20 protein-coding genes are annotated in these 19,642 nt (G+C 69.0%); 8 read left to right on the top strand and 12 right to left on the bottom strand.

Annotated features, from left to right (window positions below; genetic code table 11):
* On the top strand, positions 1–1,182 hold a 1,182-nt coding region (locus tag ACRDPN_RS16150; RefSeq protein ID WP_431449708.1), incomplete at its 5' end, for a sulfate adenylyltransferase subunit 1.
* A 133-nt stretch (positions 1,183–1,315) separates the two neighbouring features.
* Here the strand turns inward: ACRDPN_RS16150 and ACRDPN_RS16145 are convergent.
* The 6 genes from ACRDPN_RS16145 to ACRDPN_RS16120 form a co-directional block, all read right to left on the bottom strand.
* Positions 1,316–1,633 carry a DUF1416 domain-containing protein gene (locus ACRDPN_RS16145; RefSeq protein WP_431449707.1) on the bottom strand — a complete coding sequence of 106 codons (318 nt, stop codon included), beginning with the start codon at positions 1,631–1,633 and terminating at the stop codon, positions 1,316–1,318.
* A gap of 1 nt (position 1,634) precedes the next feature.
* Positions 1,635–2,483, bottom strand: a complete 849-nt coding sequence (locus ACRDPN_RS16140; RefSeq protein WP_431449706.1) for a sulfurtransferase — start codon at positions 2,481–2,483, stop codon at positions 1,635–1,637.
* 44 nt (positions 2,484–2,527) lie between these two features.
* Positions 2,528–2,965 carry a DUF4395 domain-containing protein gene (locus ACRDPN_RS16135; RefSeq protein ID WP_431449705.1) on the bottom strand — a complete coding sequence of 146 codons (438 nt, stop codon included), beginning with the start codon at positions 2,963–2,965 and terminating at the stop codon, positions 2,528–2,530.
* A 228-nt stretch (positions 2,966–3,193) separates the two neighbouring features.
* Positions 3,194–3,598, bottom strand: coding sequence for a thioredoxin family protein (locus ACRDPN_RS16130; protein ID WP_431449704.1), 405 nt, complete (start codon positions 3,596–3,598; stop codon positions 3,194–3,196).
* A gap of 22 nt (positions 3,599–3,620) precedes the next feature.
* A complete protein-coding gene (locus tag ACRDPN_RS16125; protein ID WP_431449703.1) occupies positions 3,621–4,427 on the bottom strand; it encodes a hypothetical protein in 807 nt (268 codons plus the stop codon).
* Between the two features lie 2 nt (positions 4,428–4,429).
* Positions 4,430–4,723, bottom strand: coding sequence for a MoaD/ThiS family protein (locus ACRDPN_RS16120; RefSeq protein ID WP_431449702.1), 294 nt, complete (start codon positions 4,721–4,723; stop codon positions 4,430–4,432).
* Between the two features lie 75 nt (positions 4,724–4,798).
* Between ACRDPN_RS16120 and ACRDPN_RS16115 the strand changes: the two genes are divergently transcribed.
* The gene (locus ACRDPN_RS16115; protein WP_431449701.1) at positions 4,799–5,524 is read left to right on the top strand and encodes a winged helix-turn-helix transcriptional regulator; all 726 of its coding nucleotides are present in this window, start codon (positions 4,799–4,801) and stop codon (positions 5,522–5,524) included.
* A gap of 3 nt (positions 5,525–5,527) precedes the next feature.
* Here the strand turns inward: ACRDPN_RS16115 and ACRDPN_RS16110 are convergent, their stop codons facing one another.
* Together ACRDPN_RS16110 and ACRDPN_RS16105 are read right to left on the bottom strand one after the other, a co-directional pair.
* The gene (locus ACRDPN_RS16110) at positions 5,528–6,292 is read right to left on the bottom strand and encodes a sulfite exporter TauE/SafE family protein (RefSeq protein WP_431449700.1); all 765 of its coding nucleotides are present in this window, start codon (positions 6,290–6,292) and stop codon (positions 5,528–5,530) included.
* Between the two features lies 1 nt (position 6,293).
* Entirely contained in the window at positions 6,294–7,010 is a 717-nt protein-coding gene (locus ACRDPN_RS16105; protein WP_431449699.1) for a FadR/GntR family transcriptional regulator, read from the bottom strand.
* Between the two features lie 110 nt (positions 7,011–7,120).
* Between ACRDPN_RS16105 and ACRDPN_RS16100 the strand changes: the two genes are divergently transcribed.
* Genes ACRDPN_RS16100 through mshD form a run of 4 tightly spaced genes read left to right on the top strand, consistent with a single transcriptional unit; the run spans position 7,121 to position 11,896 of the window.
* Positions 7,121–8,446 (top strand): SLC13 family permease, encoded by a 1,326-nt coding sequence (locus tag ACRDPN_RS16100; RefSeq protein WP_431449698.1) that lies wholly within the window; start codon positions 7,121–7,123, stop codon positions 8,444–8,446.
* 5 nt (positions 8,447–8,451) lie between these two features.
* Entirely contained in the window at positions 8,452–9,675 is a 1,224-nt protein-coding gene (locus ACRDPN_RS16095) for a CaiB/BaiF CoA transferase family protein (RefSeq protein ID WP_431449697.1), read from the top strand.
* Positions 9,672–11,093: a carboxyl transferase domain-containing protein gene (locus ACRDPN_RS16090; RefSeq protein WP_431449696.1), complete on the top strand. Its 1,422-nt coding sequence runs from the start codon at positions 9,672–9,674 to the stop codon at positions 11,091–11,093. The genes ACRDPN_RS16095 and ACRDPN_RS16090 overlap by 4 nt, the downstream gene beginning before the upstream one ends.
* Positions 11,090–11,896: a mycothiol synthase gene (gene mshD / locus ACRDPN_RS16085; protein WP_431449695.1), complete on the top strand. Its 807-nt coding sequence runs from the start codon at positions 11,090–11,092 to the stop codon at positions 11,894–11,896. Before ACRDPN_RS16090 ends, mshD begins: the two co-directional genes overlap by 4 nt.
* Here the strand turns inward: mshD and ACRDPN_RS16080 are convergent.
* A complete protein-coding gene (locus tag ACRDPN_RS16080) occupies positions 11,893–12,936 on the bottom strand; it encodes an alpha/beta hydrolase (protein ID WP_431449694.1) in 1,044 nt (347 codons plus the stop codon). The genes mshD and ACRDPN_RS16080 overlap by 4 nt on opposite strands.
* A gap of 102 nt (positions 12,937–13,038) precedes the next feature.
* On the opposite strand from ACRDPN_RS16080, the gene ACRDPN_RS16075 reads away from it, so the two are divergent.
* On the top strand, positions 13,039–15,162 hold the full coding sequence (locus ACRDPN_RS16075; protein WP_431449709.1) for an RNA degradosome polyphosphate kinase: 2,124 nt from the start codon (positions 13,039–13,041) through the stop codon (positions 15,160–15,162).
* On the opposite strand, the gene ACRDPN_RS16070 is transcribed toward ACRDPN_RS16075, so the two are convergent.
* Positions 15,159–16,226 carry a hypothetical protein gene (locus ACRDPN_RS16070; protein WP_431449693.1) on the bottom strand — a complete coding sequence of 356 codons (1,068 nt, stop codon included), beginning with the start codon at positions 16,224–16,226 and terminating at the stop codon, positions 15,159–15,161. The two genes, ACRDPN_RS16075 and ACRDPN_RS16070, sit on opposite strands and share 4 nt — an antisense overlap.
* 45 nt (positions 16,227–16,271) lie before the next feature.
* Here ACRDPN_RS16070 and ACRDPN_RS16065 point away from each other — a divergent pair, with 45 nt between their 5' ends.
* On the top strand, positions 16,272–17,177 hold the full coding sequence (locus ACRDPN_RS16065; RefSeq protein WP_431449692.1) for an NUDIX hydrolase: 906 nt from the start codon (positions 16,272–16,274) through the stop codon (positions 17,175–17,177).
* A gap of 10 nt (positions 17,178–17,187) precedes the next feature.
* Here ACRDPN_RS16065 and ACRDPN_RS16060 read toward each other — a convergent pair whose 3' ends face one another.
* Positions 17,188–18,396, bottom strand: coding sequence for an MFS transporter (locus ACRDPN_RS16060; RefSeq protein WP_431449691.1), 1,209 nt, complete (start codon positions 18,394–18,396; stop codon positions 17,188–17,190).
* On the bottom strand, positions 18,393–19,642 hold a 1,250-nt coding region (locus tag ACRDPN_RS16055; RefSeq protein ID WP_431449690.1), incomplete at its 5' end, for a flavoprotein. The genes ACRDPN_RS16060 and ACRDPN_RS16055, both read right to left, overlap by 4 nt.

Raw genomic sequence — 19,642 nt, 5'->3', positions numbered from 1 at the left:
CGTCTTCTGCTGGACTCGAAGGCGATCTTCGAGGACCAGCTCGAGTCGGTGGAGACCACGAGCAAGGCCAAGGGCTACGGCTACACCGACCTCGCGCTGCTCACCGACGGCCTTCGCTCGGAGCGTGAGCAGGGCATCACCATCGACGTCGCCTACCGCTATTTCGCCACCCCGAAGCGCAAGTTCATCATCGCCGACACTCCCGGACACGTGCAGTACACGCGCAACATGGTCACGGGCGCGTCCACCGCGAATCTCGGCCTCGTCCTGGTCGACGCACGCAACGGGCTCACCGAGCAGTCGCGTCGTCACGCTGTCATCCTGTCGCTGCTGCGGGTGCCGCACATCGTTCTCGCCGTCAACAAGATGGACCTGGTCGACTACGACCAGAGCGTCTTCGACAAGATCGAGCGCGAGTTCACGTCCTTCGCCACGAAGCTGTCGATCCCTGACCTCGAGGTCATCCCCATCTCCGCGCTGGCGGGCGACAACGTGGTCACCCGCTCCGACAACATGCCGTGGTACGAGGGCTCGTCGCTCATCCACCACCTCGAGCACGTTCACGTGGCCTCCGATCGCGACATGATCGACCCCCGCTTCCCGGTGCAGTTCGTGATTCGTCCGAAGTCCGACGACTTCCACGACTACCGCGGCTATGCCGGCCGCGTGGCCGGCGGCGTGCTCAAGCCCGGCGACGACGTCGTGGTGCTGCCGAGCGGCATGCCCAGCCGCATCAAGGCGATCGACTCCTTCGACACCGAGGTGCCCGAGGCATTTCCGCCGATGTCGGTCACGGTGCGGCTCGAGGACGACGTCGACGTCTCACGCGGCGACATGATCTGTCGTCAGCACAACGCTCCGACCCCCACGCAGGACATCGACGCAATGATCTGCTGGATGGCCGCGCAGCCACTGCAGCCACGGCAGAAGCTCGCCATCAAGCACACGTCGCGCACCGCGCGAGCCATGGTCAAGGACGTGCAGTACCGCCTCGACGTCAACACGCTGCACCGCGACCAGGACACCCACGAACTGGGCCTCAACGAGATCGGCAGAGTGCAGCTGCGCACCACGGCGCCCCTGCTCACCGACCCCTACGCCAAGAACCGCACCACGGGATCGTTCATCCTCGTGGACGAGGGCACCGGTGTCACCGTTGGCGCCGGCATGATCAACGGCTGAGCTCGCTCTCGAGAACCTGTCGGGGCCGACTTCGGTCCAAGAGAGCATCGACCGGCGAATTCCGCAGGACGAGCACGACTCCCGCGGCCGGCCGGGGGTGCCGGGCCGCCGGGATCGTGCTCGTCGGTATCGGTCAGGCGCTGAGAGCCACCTGCTCCAGGTCGATCTCGACGTCGGCGACGGAGCCGATCGCCGCCACGACAGGACGGTCGACGGATGACGCCCGTGGCGCCAACGTCCGCAGCGTCCAGTTGCCCGGCCCGGCGTAGAACCGGAACTGGCCGGTGGCCGACACCGGGACCTCGGCGGTGAACTCACCGGTTCGGTCCAGGAGCCGGACGTACGCCGTGCTCACCGGTTTGCCGTCACGCGTGACGACGCCCTGGATGACCGCCTGGTTCTTGACGTCGACCCCGTCGAGCCCAGGGCCTCCTCGTCGTGCACCGCACATCTCAGGCCTCCCCGGGCTGGTCGCCGAGCGCGACGGGAACGCCACGCAGTGAGCCGTACTCGGTCCACGAGCCGTCGTAGTTCTTGACGTTCGGGTGGCCGAGGATCTCGTGCAGCACGAACCACGTGTGCGAGCTGCGCTCGCCGATGCGGCAGTAGGCGATGGAGTCCTTGCCGCCGTCGTAGCCGGCCTCGGCGTAGAGCTCCGTCAGCTCGTCGTCGGCGCGGAAGGTGCCGTCGTCGTTGGCGGCCTTGCTCCATGGCACGTTGCCGGCCGTCGGGATGTGGCCGGGGATCTGTGCGGCCTCCTGCGGCAGGTGCGCCGGGGCGAGCAGGCGTCCGGCGTACTCGTCGGGGCTACGGACGTCGATGAGGTTCTTGACGCCGATCGCCTCGACGACCTCGTCGCGGAAGGCGCGAATCTCGTCGTTCGGCTCCTTCGCGGTGTAAGTCGTGGCCGCACGGGCGGCAGCCTCGTCGGTCAGCTCGCGTGATTCCAGCTCCCACTTCTTGCGTCCGCCGTCGAGGAGTCTCAGGTTCTCGTGTCCGAGGTAGCTGAGGAACCAGTAGGCGTAGGCGGCGAACCAGTTGTTGTTGCCGCCGTAGAGCACGATCGTGTCGTCGTTGCCGACGCCTCGCTCCGACAGCAGCTGCTCCAGGCGGGCCTTGCTGATGAAGTCGTGCCGGACGCCGTCCTTGAGGTCCTTGTTCCAGTCGAGCTTGATCGCGCCACGGATGTGGCCCTTGTCGTAGGCCTCGGTGTCCTCGTCGACCTCGATGAGGACGACGTTCGGGTCGTCGAGGTGCTCCTCGACCCAGTCTGCGGTGACGAGTGCATTGTCGCGGCTCATGCTGCCTCCATTGGTGTGTAGAAAGTTCTCGGGATGGGCGGGTTTCAGACCCGGGCCGGACGAAGCCGGTTCCAGGTCAGGTACATCTCGCATCCGAGGCACAGCCCGATGGATGCGTTGAGCAGGGCGGCGACGAGCGCAAACGCGACGGCGGTGTAGAAGAGTGCCGACGCGCCGAGCGCGAAGCCGATGAGCGCCAGGACGGCGAAGACGAAGCCGACGACCTGGGCGAAACGCGGGGGCCGGGCGTCCTCGAGCTCGGCCGGTCGGCCGATCCGTGGCCGCACGAGCCGAGCGAAGGCGATCGCGTAGGGCGAAGCCTGGAGACTGACGAACGCACCGACCGCGAACACCGCCGTCTGGGCGACCAGCAGTGCGATCGACACCGGCGACGGTGTGACGAGCACCAAGGCGAGCACGACGGACGTGATCGCTGCGGCCACACGCAGACCGCGTGGGTCCACCTGGGTGGAAGGTGTCATGGAGTTGCTCCTGCGCTGGGACCCGTCGACGGACGGGTGCACGGACGAGTGCGGACGAAAGGTCAGCGCATTCGACACAGCGCGGAACGCGTGCGGCAGTTGTCGACCGCCAGGCGCCGCGTCAGGTGTGTCGTCTCGAACATGGATTCAGAGTACGGGCGCTCACCTCGGGAGTCAGGCAGGCATCCCGCATCGTGAGACATCGTCTCGTGATGCGAGACGTGGGGTTCACGCAGCGGCGAGCGCGGCGAGCACCTGGTCGCGACGCGGGAGACCCGATGCGCGCCGCACGACGGCGCCGCGGGGGTCGAGCACCATCACAGTCGGGGTGCGCATGACATCGAAGCGACGTACGAGCTCGAGGTGCGACTCCGCGTCGATCTCGACGACGGCGACTCCGTTGACGCGGTCGGCGACGTCCTCCAGCAGGATGCGGGTGGTCCGGCACGGGGCGCAGAACGCGCTGGAGAAGTGAATCAACGTGGCCCGCTCCCCCAGCGGGCCCCCGAGGTCGTCGGCGGTGAGCGCGTCGACCGACGAACGGCTGTTGAACCGGCCGTTGTACGACCGGATGCCCCAGGCGACACACGCCGCGAACACGAGGGCGGCGATCAGCACGATGAATCCGGTCATGGATCCCAGCGTACGCGGGCGATCACATGCTGACGGTGATGAGCTGGCCGCCGAGATACACGATCGGGCCGGCCATCGCGATCGCCATGGCGCCAGGGAAGCCCCAGCCGGCGGACGCGTGAACGCGACCCTGTGACCAGGCCCGCGCGAGCACCTGCCCGAGGATGGCGAACAGCGCCGCACCCGACCCGATGGCCAGCCCGAACACCCACGTGGGCAACCCGCCGACCACGAGGGCCGCGGCAGCGGACGCGACGGCGCCGACGGTGATCGCGGCGGCCGCGCAGACGTATCGGTCGATGGGGATCATCCAGATCAGCAGGGATGCGGCCAGCCCGACGGCCGCGATCGTCACGACGTCAGGGCCCGAAGCCGATCTCGTGGCGCCGATCCACGCCGACGCCAGCGAGGCGAACAGTGCGAGCGAGACGGCCGACGATGTCGACAGCACCAGGTGGCGGCGATCGTCGCGACGGAGCATCTGAGAGACGATCGCGACGAACACGCCGACGGCGACGCCGAGCAGGACGCCCGCGAACACACCGTTGGAGATGAACCCCTCCAGGCCGACGGTGCTGCCGTCGGCCCCCAGCAAAAGGCGTGGATGGAGCGCGAACGCGCACGAGACGATGCCGGCACTCATGGTGGCGGCCGACCGAGGCGTCGGGATGGATCGGCCACGGGCGTCGGCCGGCGACGGAGCCGACGCGAGCAGACCTTGAACGACGACGATCACCGCGGCGACCAGGAGCAGGGCGTCGGTGCGGACCGCCAGTGCCAGGACCGCGGCGAGGACGACGGAAAGCGCCGAGGCTCCGATGCGCGACACCGTCAGCCGCCGGCGAACGGCGGGAGGAGCTCGACCGTGTCGCCCGCCGTCAGCAACACTTCGGACGGATCGCGGGCACCGACTGGCACCGAGCCGATCAGGGTCGAGCAGATCGAGAGGACGTCGGCGAAGCGGTCTCTGTCGCGGTGCCGGCGCAGGATCTCGTGCTGCAGATCGGCGAGCGTTCGGGCGTCGACCTGCTCCTCTGCGATGCCGGCCGCCGACCGGACCGCGGCCCAATAGCGGACCGTGACGACGTTCGCGTGATCGTCATCATATGGAGCTGCACCAGACACATCGCGTATTCTGGTGCATGCGACGAGGCCATGGCGAGTAGCCCTGGCCTTTTCCTGTAGGACCTGGAGGTTCCTGTGTCCCACCTGTTGCTGCTCACCAAGAGCACGCAGTCCTCGGTCGAGGTGCTGCCTGCCCTGGCCCTGCTTCCGCACCACGTCAAGATCCTGCCCGCGGAGGCCAGTGCTCTCATCGATGCGCCTCCGTCCGACGCCGTCCTAGTCGACGGCCGTCACGATCTCGCCCAGGTCCGCAGCCTCACCCGTGTCATCCGAACCACCGGCATCGAGTGCCCACTCCTGCTCGTCCTGACCGAAGGTGGACTGGCCGTCGCAGCTGCCGACTGGGGCATGGACGACGTCATCCTCACCACGGCCGGCCCGGCCGAACTGGAGGCCAGGCTCCGCCTGGCGATGGGCCGCGTGGCCGCAGCGGCCGAGGGTGATGGTGAGAGCCACCTGATCTCCTCCAGCGGGCTCGTCGTCGACGACGCCACCTACACGGCGAAGCTCGAGAACCGCACGCTCGACCTGACGTTCAAGGAGTTCGAGCTCATCAAGTTCCTCGCCCAGCACCCCGGCCGCGTGTTCACGCGCCAGCAGCTCCTGCAGGAGGTGTGGGGCTACGACTACTTCGGTGGCACCCGCACCGTCGACGTCCACGTGCGGCGGCTGCGCGCCAAGCTCGGCGCCGAGCATGAGACGCTCATCGGCACCGTGCGCAACGTCGGATACCGCTTCGTGGCCACCAAGGACGAGCCGGCCGAGGAATCGGAGACAGCCGAGGCCGACGCCTCGACCTGATGCTCACCTGAGCATGAGGACAGCCGCGGTCACGCCGGCCGCGACGACGAGGACGCGGAAAACCGTCGGCGGGAGCGCCCGGCCCACATGCGACCCCAGATAGCCACCGACCAGCGCACCGCCGCCGAGCAGTGCGATGGCGAGCCAGTCGAGGTCGGCGATGGCCACGAAGATCACGCCCGCCACGATGTTGGCCGCCATGATGGCCGACGTCTTGAGGGCGTTCACGACACGCAGTTCGAGGTCGAGCCCGAGCGCCAGGACGGCGACCATCATGACGCCTTGACCGGCGCCGAAATAGCCGCCGTAGACGCCCACGGCGGTGGCCACCGTGGTGAGGCCGCGCGAGAACCGCGTGCGGTCGGCCTCGCGGTCGTGGGAGGCGCGCGAGCGGACCCACCGAGAGATGAGCGGCTGGAAGCCAACCAACAGGGAGGCGAACAGGATTAGCCACGGCACCAGCGCCTCGAAGACGCCCGGCGGCAGTCGGAGCAGGAGCATGGCGCCGGCGACGGCCCCGACAGCGCTCGTGACGAGCACGGCGCGCGTGACCGCGGGGTGCTCGGCGAGCTCGCGCCGGTAGCCGAACGAGCCGCTGAGCCCCGCCGGGATCAGCCCGACGGTGTTCGACGCGTTCGCGACGACCGGCGGAAGACCAATGGCGACGAGGACCGGGAAGCTGATCAGCGACGCGACACCGACTGACGCGCTCACCACGCCGGCGCCAAGTCCAGCGCCGATGACGAGCAGCTGCTCGAGCGGATCCACGTCAGTCGCGCAGCAGAGCGACGTCGCTGACCATCTCGACGTGGTCGTGCATGGCGGTGGCCGCACCGCTGGCGTCGCCGTCGCGGATGGCGTCGGCGATGCGACGGTGCGCGATCACGGAGTCGGCGGGTCGACCGGGCTGGCCGAGCGACTCGATGCGCGTCTCGAGGATGAGGTCGCTGATCTCGGCCATCATGCCGGCGAGCAGCGAGGAGTGCGCCGCCGCCGTGACCGCGGCGTGGAACAGCTCGTCGCCGGAGAGCCCGCGCCCACCCTCCTCGATGTCCTTGGCCATCACTTCGAGGGCGTCGTCGATGCGGGCGAGGTCGTCGGCGGTGCGCCTGGTCGCGGCCAGCGCGGCCATCTTGGTCTCCAGGGCGTCACGGGCGTCGATCACGTCGGGGATGCGGCGGGCGTGGGCACGGATCGCCTCGAGGACCTTGGCCGAGCCGGACCCATCGGCGAGTATCGCTCCGTCGCCGTGCCGAACGGCGACGACTCCGATGACCTCCAGGGCGACGAGTGCCTGCCGCACGGTGGCGCGGCTGACGCCGAGGCTGACCGCGAGCTCGCGCTCGGGCCGCAGCTTGTCGCCGGCCTTCAGCCCGTTCTCGCGCACCCACTCCATGATCTGCTCGGCCACCTGTTCATACAGGCGGGAGCGGGAGAGCGGCTTGAGACCGGTGGCCGGTCTTGACTCATCCGCGGTCGCATTCATGACGCAAGGATATTGACAAAAGGCTGAGATGACTATTGGCTAGGCCACTGAACCACTCCCGGGTGACCCGCATCACAGTTGCTCGGTTCAACCAACGAGAGGACTCGGTCATGGGACCGGAATGGGTTGCGATCATCGCGCTGGTCGCGTTGTTCGTCGTCGGCACGGTGTTGCCGATCAACATGGGGGCGTTGGCTTATGTCGCTGCGTGGCTCGTCGGCATGTATTCGCTGAACATGGACGAGAAGGAGATCCTGGCCGGGGTGAGCGCCGATCTGGTGCTGACGTTGATCGGCGTCACGTACTTGTTCGCGATCGCGAAGAACAACGGCACGGTCGATCTCATCGTCACCACAGCTGTGAGGGCCGTCGGCGGCCGTGTCGCGCTCATCCCGTGGGTGATGTTCGCCGTCACCGGTGCACTGACCGCGATCGGTGCGGTCAGCCCGGCGGCCTGCGCCATCATCGGTCCGATCGCCCTGGGCTTCGCCGGCAAGTACCGCATTAGTCCGCTGATGATGGGCATGATGGTCGTCCATGGCGCGCAAGCCGGCGGCTTCTCCCCCATCAGCGTCTACGGCATCATCACCAACTCCGTCATGCAGGATGAGGGGCTCGACGTCAGTGAGATGACCGTGTTCCTGTCCAGCCTCGTCATCAACGCAGTGCTGGCCGCGATCCTCTTCGTGGCCCTCGGCGGACGGAAGCTCCTCTCCGAGCGCATCGATCCCGACCAGGTTGTCGAGTCCAATGAAGAGTTCGGGTCCGACGGTGGCGGCGCCACCGTCAGTGGCCCCGACGACTACCGGGACGTGAAGACCGAGACCCGCACGTCCGGTATGCGTCTTGACCAGTTGATGACGCTCGTCGCATTCCTCGGCGTCGCTGTCGTGGCTCTGCTCTTCGACAAGAACATCGGATTTGTGGCCATCACGGCCGCCGTCCTCCTCGCGATGTTCTCGGCCAAGGAGCACAAGTCCGCGGTCAACCAGATCGCCTGGCCGACGGTGCTGCTCGTGGCCGGTGTGAGCACCTACGCCACGATCCTCACCGAGGCGGGCTCACCTGAGTTCGTCGGCGGCTGGGCCGCCGGACTCGGCGCAGCCATCGTCGGCGCGCTCATCCTCTGCTACGTCGGTGGCGTCGTCTCCGCGTTCGCCTCCTCGACCGCGCTGCTCCCGGTGATCATCCCGATCGCCATCCCCTTGATCGACGAGGGCGGCATCAGTGCCGGTCTGTTCATCGCCGCGCTCGTGGTGTCGTCGACCATCGTGGACGTCAGCCCGTTCTCGACGAACGGCGCGCTCATGCTGGCCAACCGTCCGGAGACGATCGAGGAGCCGACGTACTACAAGCAGATCCTGACCTACAGCGCGATCATCGTCGCCGTGGGACCGCTGCTGGTCTGGGCGGCACTCGTGCTGCCAGGAGCTTGAGTCCGGTGGGCGGCTCCAGCGGGCCGCTCGCCGACCTTCTCGTCGTCGACCTCTCCCGTGCACTGGCGGGGCCGCACGCCACGATGATGATGGGCGACCTCGGCGCCCGCGTCGTCAAGGTCGAGGTACCGGGTCATGGCGACGACACCCGCGGCTGGGGGCCACCGTTCCGGTGGCCCTCGGCCGACGGTCATGCCGGCAGCCGTGCGGAGTCCTCGGACGACGCCGAGCGCGAATCGACTTACTTCCTGTCGGCGAATCGAAACAAGGAGTCCGTCGTGCTCAACCTCAAGACGGACGACGATCGCCAGGTCCTTCTCGAGCTCGTCGACCGGGCCGACGTCCTGGTCGAGAACTTCCGGACCGGTGTCCTCGAACGTCTCGGCATCGGCATCGCCGACCTGCAGGCTCGCAACCCCCGACTTGTCGTCCTGTCGATCACGGGCTTCGGCCACGACGGGCCCGACGGTGGGCGAGCCGGTTACGACCAGATCGCCCAGGGCGAAGCCGGGCTGATGTCGATCACCGGCTCGGCCCCTGACGATCCGCAGAAGGTCGGCACGCCGATCTCCGACATCCTCGCCGGCATGTACGGGGCGTACGGCGTGATGGCCGCGCTGTACGAGCGAGAGCAAACCGGCCGCGGACAGGTGATTCGCACGTCGCTGTTGGCGGCGACCGTCGGCGTCCACGGCTTCCAGGGAACCCGATGGACCGTGGCCGGCGAGGTCGGCCGCGCAGCCGGTAACCACCATCCGTCCGTCTCGCCGTACGGACTCTTCCGGTGCGCCGACGGAGCCGTGCAGATCGCCGTCGGCAGCGAAGGTCTGTGGCACGACTTCTGCAAGGGCTTCGACCTCGACCCGGCCATGACCGGCATGGCCACCAACCCCGAACGCGTTGCCGTCCGCGACGACGTCGTCAAGGTCGTGGAATGGGTGTTCGCCGAGTGGAACGCCGAGGAGCTCCTGGTCCGGCTGGAGGAGGTCGGCATCCCGGCCGGCAAGGTGCGCTCGCTCGACGAGGTCTACTCCTGGGACCAGACCGCCAGCCAGGGCCTGCTCGTCGATGTCGAGCACGCCAGTCTCGGTAGATTGTCCCTGCCGGGACCCCCGCTCAGGTTCTTCGACGCCGAAGGGAGCGAGACGACCGGCGCGCACCACACGGCACCGCCCGTTCTCGACGAGCACGGCAGCCGCGTCCGAGCATGGTTGAAGGAGACCGGTTGAGTGCACACCCGTCCGTCCGCGAACTGCTCGACTCCGTCCTCGACACGGGGTCGTTCGACTCGTGGGACGAGCCGATCGACATCAGCGCGCACGCCGGCCACTACCGGACGAGCCTGAAGGCGGCCGCCGAGCGGGCCGGTACCGACGAGTCGATCATCACCGGACGCGGACTCGTTCGCGGTCGGGCCGTGGCGGTCGTCGCGAACGAGTTCGGCTTCCTGGCCGGCTCGATCGGACGCGCGGCCGCCCAGCGGATCGTCTCGGCCGTCCGGCGGGCCACGAGCGAAGGGCTGCCAGTGCTGGCCACGACGGCGTCCGGCGGCACCCGCATGCAGGAGGGCACTTCCGCATTCGTGCTGATGATCGACATCTCGCGGGCGATCATGGACCACAAGGCGGCCGGGCTCCCCTACCTGGTGCACCTGCGCCACCCCACCACGGGTGGCGTCTTCGCGTCGTGGGGCTCACTGGGTCACATCACCGTGGCCGAGCCCGGCGCGCTGATCGGCTTCCTCGGACCGAAGGTCTTCGAGCTGCTGGAGAACCGGCCGTTCCCGCCCGGCATCCAGGTTAGTGAGAACCTCGCCAACCGCGGCATCATCGACGCCGTCGTGCTCGCCGAGGAGCTGCCGACCGTCGTGGATCGCGCACTGGGTCTGCTGATCGACCCGCCGTCGGAGTCGACGCGCGAGCGCCGCACGGGCGAGGTCACGCGGCGACGGACGGCGTGGGAGTCGATCGAGATCACTCGGGCTGCCGAACGCCCCGGCGTGCGCGAGGTGCTGCGCTACGGGAGCGACGCCACCGTGCGACTCCAGGGCACCGATGAGGGCGAGCGCGACACCGCGATGATCGTGGCGTTCGCCCGGCTCGACGGCGTGCCGTGCGTCGTCGTCGGCCAGGACCGCACCACGCAGACCAAGGCCTCGCCGATGGGACCGGCCGCGCTGCGTGAGGCACGCCGCGGCATGCGGCTCGCCAACGAGCTCCGCCTCCCACTCGTCTCGTTCATCGACACCCCCGGTGCCGATCTGTCGCCCGAGGCCGAACAGGGGGCGGTTGCCGGCGAGATCGCCCGCTGCATCAGCACGATGGCCACGATGTCTGTGCCCACCGTGTCGGTGCTGCTCGGCCAGGGCTGCGGCGGCGGTGCGCTCGCGTTGCTGCCCGCCGACGTCGTCGTCGCCGCCGAGAATGCCTGGCTGTCGCCGCTGCCGCCGGAGGGCGCGAGCGCCATCGTCCACGGCGACGTCGACCATGCGGCCGAGATGTCCGAGCAGCAGGGCGTGGGCGCACTCGACCTGTTCGAGAGCGGCACCGTGCACCATCTCGTCCCCGAGCCGGACGACGACACCCCCGAGACGTTCGCCCACGCGGTCGCCGCCGAGGTCGGGGCCAGGCTGCGGGATCTCTTATGACGCTGCTCGCGCTCGCCGGCCGGGCCCGCGACGTCGACGGAGTCGACCCGCTCAACGAGGCCAGCCGCCTCGCCCTCGACGCCGGACATGTCGGTCGCGTCCATATGGCGGTGAAGGAAGGGACGACGGTCGTCGCCGCTGCATTCGCCGACGGACTGGCCCCCGTGGAGCTCGTCGTCGACCCCGACCACCGGCGGCGCGGGCACGGCACTTCGCTCCTGACCCAGCTGCTCGCAGCTGGGGAGAGCCAGTTCTGGGCGCATGGCGACCTACCGGCGGCGCAGGCGCTGGCCGCCGCGAAGCACCTCGAGCCGGCCCGCACGTTGCTGGTGATGCGACTCGAGATGGACACCGCTCCCGAGCCGGAGCGGATTCCGGACGGGGTCGCCATCCGCGTCTTCGAGCCCGGCGACGTCGACGCCATCGTGCGGGTCAATGGGCGAGCGTTCGCGTCGCACCCCGAGCAGGGGGCGATGGATCGAGCCGACTTCGATGGCCGGGCGAGCAGCGACTGGTTCGACCCGGCCGGGCTGTTCGTGGCCGAACGCGACGGTGACGTCGTCGGCTTCCACTGGACGAAGGTCGAGCACGGCGTGGGTGAAGTCTACGTCGTGGGGGTCGACCCGTCCGAGCAGGGCAGCGGCCTCGGCACGGCACTCACCGCGAGGGGGCTGCGCCACCTGCACGAGTCAGGTTTGCGGACCGTCGACCTCTACGTCGAGGGTGACAACGACCCCGCGCTTGCCGTGTACCGACGCCTCGGCTTCACCGAGCACGCGCGAGACGTCCTTTACAGCGTCTAGGAGAGGCCGCGCTGGAGGGCGGCGGCTATGCGGCCGATGGCCGCGGGTGCGGATCGGCCGAGACCGCCCATGTTGCCGAAGGCGTGCACCAGGCCCTCCTCGCAGTGGTACTCGACCGGCACGCCGGCTTCACGCAGACGCTCGGCATAGGCCTCGCCCTCGTCGTGGAGCGGGTCGAAGCCGGCCGTGACGACAAAGGCCGGAGCAACACCGGCCGGGTCGTTGAGCAGCGGTGAGAGTCGCGGGTCGGTGAGTTCCTCGTCGCCGACGAGATAGGACTCGTCGGACAAGTCCATGCCCGCCCGGGTGAGATAGAAACCCTCAGCGAACGTCTCGCGGCTCTTGGTCGGCTGACCGAACTGGGTGACCGGGTAGAGCAGCAGCTGGAAAGCCGGCGCAGGCCCGCCATCACGGACGGCGCGCAGGGCCACGCCGGCCGACAGATTGCCGCCCGCGCTGTCGCCACCGACGGCGATGCGGGTGGGATCGACACCGATGCCGGCCGCGTGGGCGTTCACCCACGTCCATGCGGCCCAGGCGTCGTCGGGTGCGGCCGGGAACGGCGACTCGGGCGCGCGTCGGTAGTCGACCGAGATCACCCGAACTTGCGCCTTCTCCGCGAGGATGCGACATAGGGGATCGTGGCTGTCGAGGTCACCGTGCATGAAGCTGCCGCCGTGGATGTAGACGAGCGCCGGTGACCCACTGACGAGTCCGCGAGGCGTGTAGAACCGCAGGCCGATGGGTCCACCCGGACCGTCGATGGTGCGTTCGGTGACCGCTCCGATCGGATGGTTGCCGCCGGCCAAACGCGCCGAGGAGATGACCTGCTTGCGTGCCTTCGCGATCGGAAGGGTCTCCACCTGCGGGCCCTCGAGCTGGATGAGCCGCAACATCAGTTGCATGTCGACGTCGAGGGTCTTGCCGTCGACGACGACCGGTGCTCCGGCGAGCCGCCTGAGTACGGGACGAGGGAGCTTGAAGAGACTCCGAGCCGTCGTGTTGCGGACGCCGACGAGGACGCCTCCGATTCCGGTCATGGCGCGACCGTAGCGCACACCTGGGTGCTCAGATCCGCCCGTCTGGGCGTTCAAGCGCCGTTCACCTTCGTCTGCGAGCCTTGGCCCGTGGACACCCAGGACATGGCCGTCGCCGACGTCGAGGCACCCGACTCACCCGACGAGTTCGACGTCGACCCGCCGTTCGACCCGGCCGAGGGTTCCCTGCCCGACGACCGCTTCCTCGACCGCGAGCTGTCGTGGATCGCGTTCAACGCGCGGGTGCTCGAGCTCGCCCAGGACCTTGACATCCCGTTGCTCGAGCGGGTGCGCTTCATGGGCATCTTCGCGAGCAATCTCGACGAGTTCTTCATGGTGCGCATCGCCGGTCTCAAGCGCCGCATCGCCGCCGGTGTCGCCGTGCCGTCGGCCAGTGGGCTCAACCCGCGCGACGTGCTCGCCCGCAGCCTCGAGGTGAGCCACGAGCTCATGGTGGAGCATGCCGAGGGGTTCACCACGGATGTGGTGCCCGCGCTCGCCGCCGAGGGCATCTCGCTCCTGCGCTGGTCGGACCTGGACGAGGACGAGCGAGGGCACCTGAGCGAGATCTACCGCGAGCGCGTCTTCCCTGTGCTGACGCCCCTTGCGGTCGACCCGGCCCACCCGTTCCCCTACATCTCCGGCCTGTCACTCAACCTCGCGCTGATGATGCGCAACCCCGAAACGGGCAAGGACCACTTCGCCCGCGTGAAGGTCCCGCCGATCATCGACCGGTGGATGGAGGCCACGCCAGGTAGGTTCGTGCCGCTCGAAGATGTCATCGCCGCGCACCTCGACATGCTCTTCCCAGGGATGCGAGTCGTCGCCCACCACGCCTTCCGCGTCACCCGCAACGAGGACCTCGAGGTCGAGGAGGACGACGCCGAGAACCTGTTGAAGGCGCTTGAGCAGGAGCTGCTGCGCCGCCGGTTCGGCCCGCCCGTCCGGCTGGAAGTGGAGGAGTCGATCGACCCAGGCATCCTCGACCTGCTGGTCTCCGAGCTCGGCATCCGCCACGACGAGGTGTTTCGCCTGCGCGGCCCCCTCGACCTGCGCAGCCTCTCCCAGGTGGCCGAGCTGGACCGCCCCGAGCTGCACTTCGAGCCGTTCGTCGCCGGCACGCACGAGCACCTCGCCGAGGTCGAGACGGCGAGTCCGGCCGACCTGTTCGGCGCGCTCCGCAAGCGTGACGTCCTCGTCCACCACCCGTACGACTCCTTCGCCACGAGCGTCCAACGATTCATCGAGCAGGCCGCCGCCGACCCGCACGTGCTCGCCATCAAGCAGACGTTGTACCGCACGTCCGGCGACTCACCGATCATCGACTCGCTCGTCGACGCCGCCCGAGCCGGCAAACAGGTGCTGGTGCTCGTCGAGATCAAGGCCCGGTTCGACGAGCAGGCGAACATCCGGTGGGCCCGCAAGCTCGAGCGGGCCGGCTGCCACGTCGTGTACGGCCTCGTCGGGCTCAAGACGCACTGCAAGCTCGCGCTGGTGGTGCGCGACGAGCCCGACGGCCTGCGGCGATATGCCCACATCGGCACCGGCAATTACAACCCCCGGACGGCTCGCCAGTACGAGGACCTCGGATTGCTCACCGCCGACCCCGACATCGCGTCCGATCTCACCGACCTGTTCAACAACCTTTCGGGCTTCGCGCAGCAGACGTCGTCGTACCGGCAGCTGTTGGCCGCGCCGGTCGGGCTGCGCCCCGGACTGATGGAGCGCATCGACCGGGAGATCGAGCACCAACGCAGCGGACGAGGCGGCGAGCTTCGCTTCAAGCTCAACTCACTCGTCGACGAGGGCATCATCGACAAGCTGTACGAGGCCTCCCAGGCCGGGGTCCACGTCGACTTGGTCATTCGCGGCATCTGCTCGTTGCGGCCGGGTGTGCCGGGGCTAAGCGAGAACATCCGGGTGCGCTCTGTGCTCGGCCGATTCCTCGAGCACAGTCGCGTCTATTGGTTCGGTGGCGGCGGCACGCCCGAGGCATGGATCGGGTCGGCCGACCTGATGCACCGCAATCTCGACCGTCGCGTCGAGGTGCTCGTCCGGGTGCCGGCTGCCGAGCACGTCACCAGCCTGGGCGAGCTGCTCACATTGATGTCCGCCGATGACACGACGTCGTGGCGCCTCGGGTCGGATGCGACGTGGAAGCGCCATCTGGGCGAGACCGACGTGCAGACCGAGCTGATCCGGCGCGCGCGGGGCCGGCGAGCCCGCTAGCAGGTCGCGAAGAGCACCGGGCCGGTTCCGGTCATGAAGACATAGGTCTCGGGGTCGTGCGCGAACGACATTCGTACCGTCGACTCGTCGGCGACGGACGAGCGCAGCCGCAGGGTCTCGTCGATCGGCACATTGCGGCCGATGAACGGCCCGGTGGCGAGGCGGGCGCGCACCTGCGCCTGCTCAGACGCGACGACCGCGGACTTGAACGTCATCGCGAAGACGAGCCGCTGGGCCGAGAAGCCCGAGCCGCCGCGATCGACGATGGCGCGTCCGCTGAAGCGGTATGGCTGAAGGTCGCCGGCGCGGTCGATCGCAGCGCGCGCCTGCCGCTCGCGGTCGGCCCCGCTGACCGCGGTCGTCTGGCACGCCAGGGTGCCACCCTGCATGAGCACGCTGTCGCTGCCGGCGAGCGCCCTCGCGGTCTCGGCAGCTGCCGGACTCCCGGCCAGCGAACGTGCCCGCCCGTGGACGACGTCCAGCACCCGCGCCACCTGCGAGGTCCGATCGCTCAGGACGACCAGGCGTTGACGCGGCACCAAGGCGATGTTGACGAAGGTTTCAGGCAGGCCGGTCGGCTTGCTGGCCTTCCATCGCGGTCCGTCCTGCCTATATCCGGCGGCGCGCAGCTTGCTGCGTACGTCGTCGAAGGAGATCGACCGACCCAGCCGGACGACGGCGGCCGTGCCGTCGGGGTCCTGCCCGTACACCTCCCACCCCACGTCGGCCGGCGACCACCCCAGCAGGTCGTGCGTCTCGCCGACCTTGCCTCCGATCACCGACCGCGTGCTGAGATCGCGCCGGGCGGCGGCGGCGGAGAGCTTGTTCCGCTCGTCGGTGGTGTCGACCACGCCGAGGCCGAGGTGATCACGAATCCGGGACCAGTCGGTGAAGCCGACGACGGTGGTGTTCGCCGGTAGCGCGTCGAGCGCCGACGTCAGGGCCGGGCGGGTGTCTGGTTTCAGCGCGGCCGCCCACCATCCGCCACCCAGCGCCACGGCGATGACCAGCACCGACACGACAGATGCAGCAGCTCCGGCGGCGGGGAGACGCAACGAGGCCACCTCTCCTTCACCCACGGGACATCTGCAACATGGACAATACGCAGCATGGCACGTGAACAGCTGACGACGGCCGCAGGCGGAGTCGTCTGGCGACACCGCGCCAGCCCATCCTCCGAGCCCGGTGACAGCAGGCGCGTGGAGCTCCTCGTGGCGCATCGGCCGCGCTACGACGACTGGACCTTTCCCAAGGGCAAGCCCGAAACGGGCGAGGACCTCGCCGCGACCGCAGTGCGCGAGATCGCCGAGGAGACCGGTCTGCGCGTCCGGCTCAGCCACCCACTTCCCGACACCACGTACCGCATCGCAGGCGGGCGCAAGGTCGTCAGCTACTGGAGTGCCCGCACCATCGGCCCCGAGGAGAAGTTCAAGCCAAACGGGGAAGTCGACGAGATCCGCTGGGTGCGCACGGGCGAGGCCAGAAAGCTGCTGACGTACAAGCACGACGTCGAGCTTCTCGACGCGTTCGCCGAGCTGCGCGAGGACAAAGCCCACCGCACGCGGACCCTCATCGTCCTGCGGCATGCAAAGGCCAAGTCCAGGGACTCATGGTCCGGCGACGACCTCGACCGGCCACTCAACGGAGTGGGCACCAAGCAGGCCAAGACGCTCACGCCGCTGCTCAGCGCCTACGGGGTTCGTCGGGTCGTCAGCAGTCCCGCCGTGCGCTGCACCCAGACGATCGAGCCGTTCGCCCACGACATCAAGACGTTCCTCGAGATCGACGACCGGCTGTCCGAGGACACCCGCTTCGCCGACGTCAACCGCTCGGTCAGCGCCATGCTCGACCGCAAGAAGCCGGCGGTGCTGTGTACCCACCGGCCGACGCTGCCGTGGATCTTCGACGCGGTCGGCGCCGACACCGTCGACCTCAAGCCCGGCGAGGGTGTCGTCGTGCATCACCGCAGGGGTGTCGTGATGGCGGTCGAGCCGCTCGGCCGACCCAGCGCCTGACGTGGACGCCTCAGTGCTCGGGCTCGACCCGGGTGCGCAGGGCGAGCACGGCGACCGCCGCGCACAACGCGGCCAAAATGAGGAACGCCTCCCGGAACCCGCCTGACACATGGGCGAGAGCAGCTCCCCCGAACGGAGACAGCGCAGCAGCCAGCATGACGGGTGCTCCGAGTAGGCCGTTCAGCCTCCCGAAGTGCTCGATGCCCCAGCGGTCGGTGACCGCCGTCGCCTGGATCAACGTCAGCAAACCGCGGGCTACACCGGCGATCGCCGAGCCGATGAGAGCGAGCAGGAACGTCGACGCCGAGATCGCCAGGAAGACGGTGGATGCCGCCGCCAGCCCGAGGACGAAGGCGGCCCGGCCCGCGACCGACGACCACCGGTCCAGAGTTGAATAGCCGAGACGACCGGCCACCTGGCCAGCGCCGCCGACGGCCAGGGCGATGGCGGCCTGCCGGGTGGTGAGGCCCTGCTCGACGAGCATCGGGACGAGATTGATGACGGTGCCGTAGATGACGAAGGAACCGATCGTCATGACGACTGCCAGCACGATGAAAGGTGGCCTTCGGGTGATGGTGCTCGCGGTTCGGCCATCGGCCGCGTCCCGATGGGTGACGGCTTCCCAAGGGTGATCGAGTCCCCACCAGTGCATCGGAACCGTGACGACGGCGAGCACGACCGCCAAGGTCAGGTAAGTCGACCGCCAACCCATCGAGGTCTCCAGCCACGCGGCGAGCGGTGCGAACACCGTGCTGGCGAACCCTGCGACCAGGGTGAGCGCAGTCAGTGCGCCGAGACGTCGATGGCCACCCCACCTGGTCAACGCCGCGAAAGCCGGCGGGTAGAGCACGGCCGACATGGCGAAGCCGGCCACCACCCATGCCACCAGGAACATCGCTCGGGACGACGCCGTGGCGACCAGGATGACGGCCACCACGGCCACGACCGATCCCAGCGTCATGATCGAACGCGGGCCGCGAACATCCAGGCGGCGACCGACGACGATGCCGGACACCCCGGACACGATCAGACCGGTCGAGAACGCTGCGGTGAGAAAGACCGGGCTCCACCCGGTGTCGTCCGCCATCGGCTGGAGCTGGACGGCGAAGGCGTAGTATAGCACGCCCCAGCTCGTGATCTGGGTGACCGACAGCACCCAGAGGACACGCCGCAGCCCGGAACGACTCAGCGCCCCGGGCTGTTCGACGTGCTGACTCACCGGTCGGCGGGACGGCCGAGCGTCACGAGCTCCGGTCCGGCCGGGGCGGCGCAACAGCCGCCGCCCGACGCCTCGGCCTCGTCGAAGAGTCCTGCTCCGCCACACACGCCCGTCTCCGGGAGGGTCAGCTCGACCCGAGCGGCCGCCTCGTGATCGCCGTCGATCTCCGCGACGACCGAGCGAACCTGCTCGAAGCCCGTGAGCGCCAGGAACGACGGTGCACGGCCGTAGCTCTTCATGCCCACCACGAACAGACCGTGCTCCGGTTGCTCGAGCTCCTTGGCCCCGTGCGGGTAGACCGTGCCGCACGAGTGGACATTCGGGTCGATGAGTGGGGCCAGCACACGCGGCGAGGACAGGACCGGGTCGAGGTCGAGGCGGACCTCGCTCAGGATGGTCAGGTCCGGGCGGAACCCGGTGACGACGATGACCTCGTCGACATCGGTGACCTGCTGGCCGTCGGCGGCCGCCAGCGTGAGGCGTCCGTCCTCCTGCTGCTCGACGCCGGTGGTGCGGAACCGCGGCACCGTGGTGACGGTTGCTTCGGTGACCGCCTCGCGGGCCCGTGCGCCAAGGGCTCCGCGCTCGACGAGCTGATCGTTGTCGCCACCGCCGAAGGAATCGCCGCCGCGTGCACGACGTACCAGCCACGACACCCGGGTGCGATCCTCGTTCCGCGCGAGGGCGTTGAGCTCGATGAGGACGGTCTGGGCGGAGGCTCCGGTGCCGGCCACCGCGATGTGCTTTCCCGCGTATCGGGCTCGCACAGCGGGATCGCGGAAGTCGGGGATGCGGTAGCTGATCCGGTCGGCGTGCTCGGGCTCGCCGAGGGCCGGCAACCCGTCCGCACCGAGCGGGTTCGGCCCGGTCCAGGTGCCGGATGCGTCGATGACTGCACGGGCGAGGAGGCGCGTCGTGCCCTCCGGGCTCGCGAGATGGACGGCGAACGCCTCACGATCTCGTCCGGAGTCGACCAGGACGTCGCGACCGTCGCGGGCCACCCCGGTGACCCGGGTCGAGTACCGGACCGTGCCCAAGGCGTCGGCGAGCGGCTGCAGGTAGGAGTCGGCCCAGTCGCCGCCGGTCGGATACGAGTCGGGATCCGGCTCCGTCCATCCGCGCTCGACCAGGAGCTTGCGGGCAGCCGGATCGACGAGCTCGGACCAGGGCGAGAAGAGGCGGACGTGCGACCACTCGCGAACCGCTGCCCCTGCCTGCGCTCCCGCCTCGACGACGACGGCCTCGA

Source organism: Aeromicrobium sp., assembly GCF_050700635.1.
In the GTDB taxonomy this organism is placed as follows: Bacteria; Actinomycetota; Actinomycetes; order Propionibacteriales; family Nocardioidaceae; genus Aeromicrobium.
The sequence above is the reverse complement of the archived record's forward strand: the minus strand, read 5'-3'. Positions and strand labels throughout refer to the sequence as shown.

Bases quoted from the DNA above. Each gene is read 5' to 3' on its own strand.
- ACRDPN_RS16065 (WP_431449692.1), top strand. From the start codon at position 16,272: ATGGCACGTGAACAGCTGACGACGGCCGCAGGCGGAGTCGTCTGGCGA.
- mshD (WP_431449695.1), top strand. From the start codon at position 11,090: ATGACGCTGCTCGCGCTCGCCGGCCGGGCCCGCGACGTCGACGGAGTC.
- ACRDPN_RS16105 (WP_431449699.1), bottom strand. From the start codon at position 7,010: ATGAATGCGACCGCGGATGAGTCAAGACCGGCCACCGGTCTCAAGCCG.
- ACRDPN_RS16100 (WP_431449698.1), top strand. From the start codon at position 7,121: ATGGGACCGGAATGGGTTGCGATCATCGCGCTGGTCGCGTTGTTCGTC.
- ACRDPN_RS16130 (WP_431449704.1), bottom strand. From the start codon at position 3,598: ATGACCGGATTCATCGTGCTGATCGCCGCCCTCGTGTTCGCGGCGTGT.
- ACRDPN_RS16080 (WP_431449694.1), bottom strand. From the start codon at position 12,936: ATGACCGGAATCGGAGGCGTCCTCGTCGGCGTCCGCAACACGACGGCT.
- ACRDPN_RS16145 (WP_431449707.1), bottom strand. From the start codon at position 1,633: ATGTGCGGTGCACGACGAGGAGGCCCTGGGCTCGACGGGGTCGACGTC.
- ACRDPN_RS16135 (WP_431449705.1), bottom strand. From the start codon at position 2,965: ATGACACCTTCCACCCAGGTGGACCCACGCGGTCTGCGTGTGGCCGCA.
- ACRDPN_RS16075 (WP_431449709.1), top strand. From the start codon at position 13,039: ATGGCCGTCGCCGACGTCGAGGCACCCGACTCACCCGACGAGTTCGAC.
- ACRDPN_RS16140 (WP_431449706.1), bottom strand. From the start codon at position 2,483: ATGAGCCGCGACAATGCACTCGTCACCGCAGACTGGGTCGAGGAGCAC.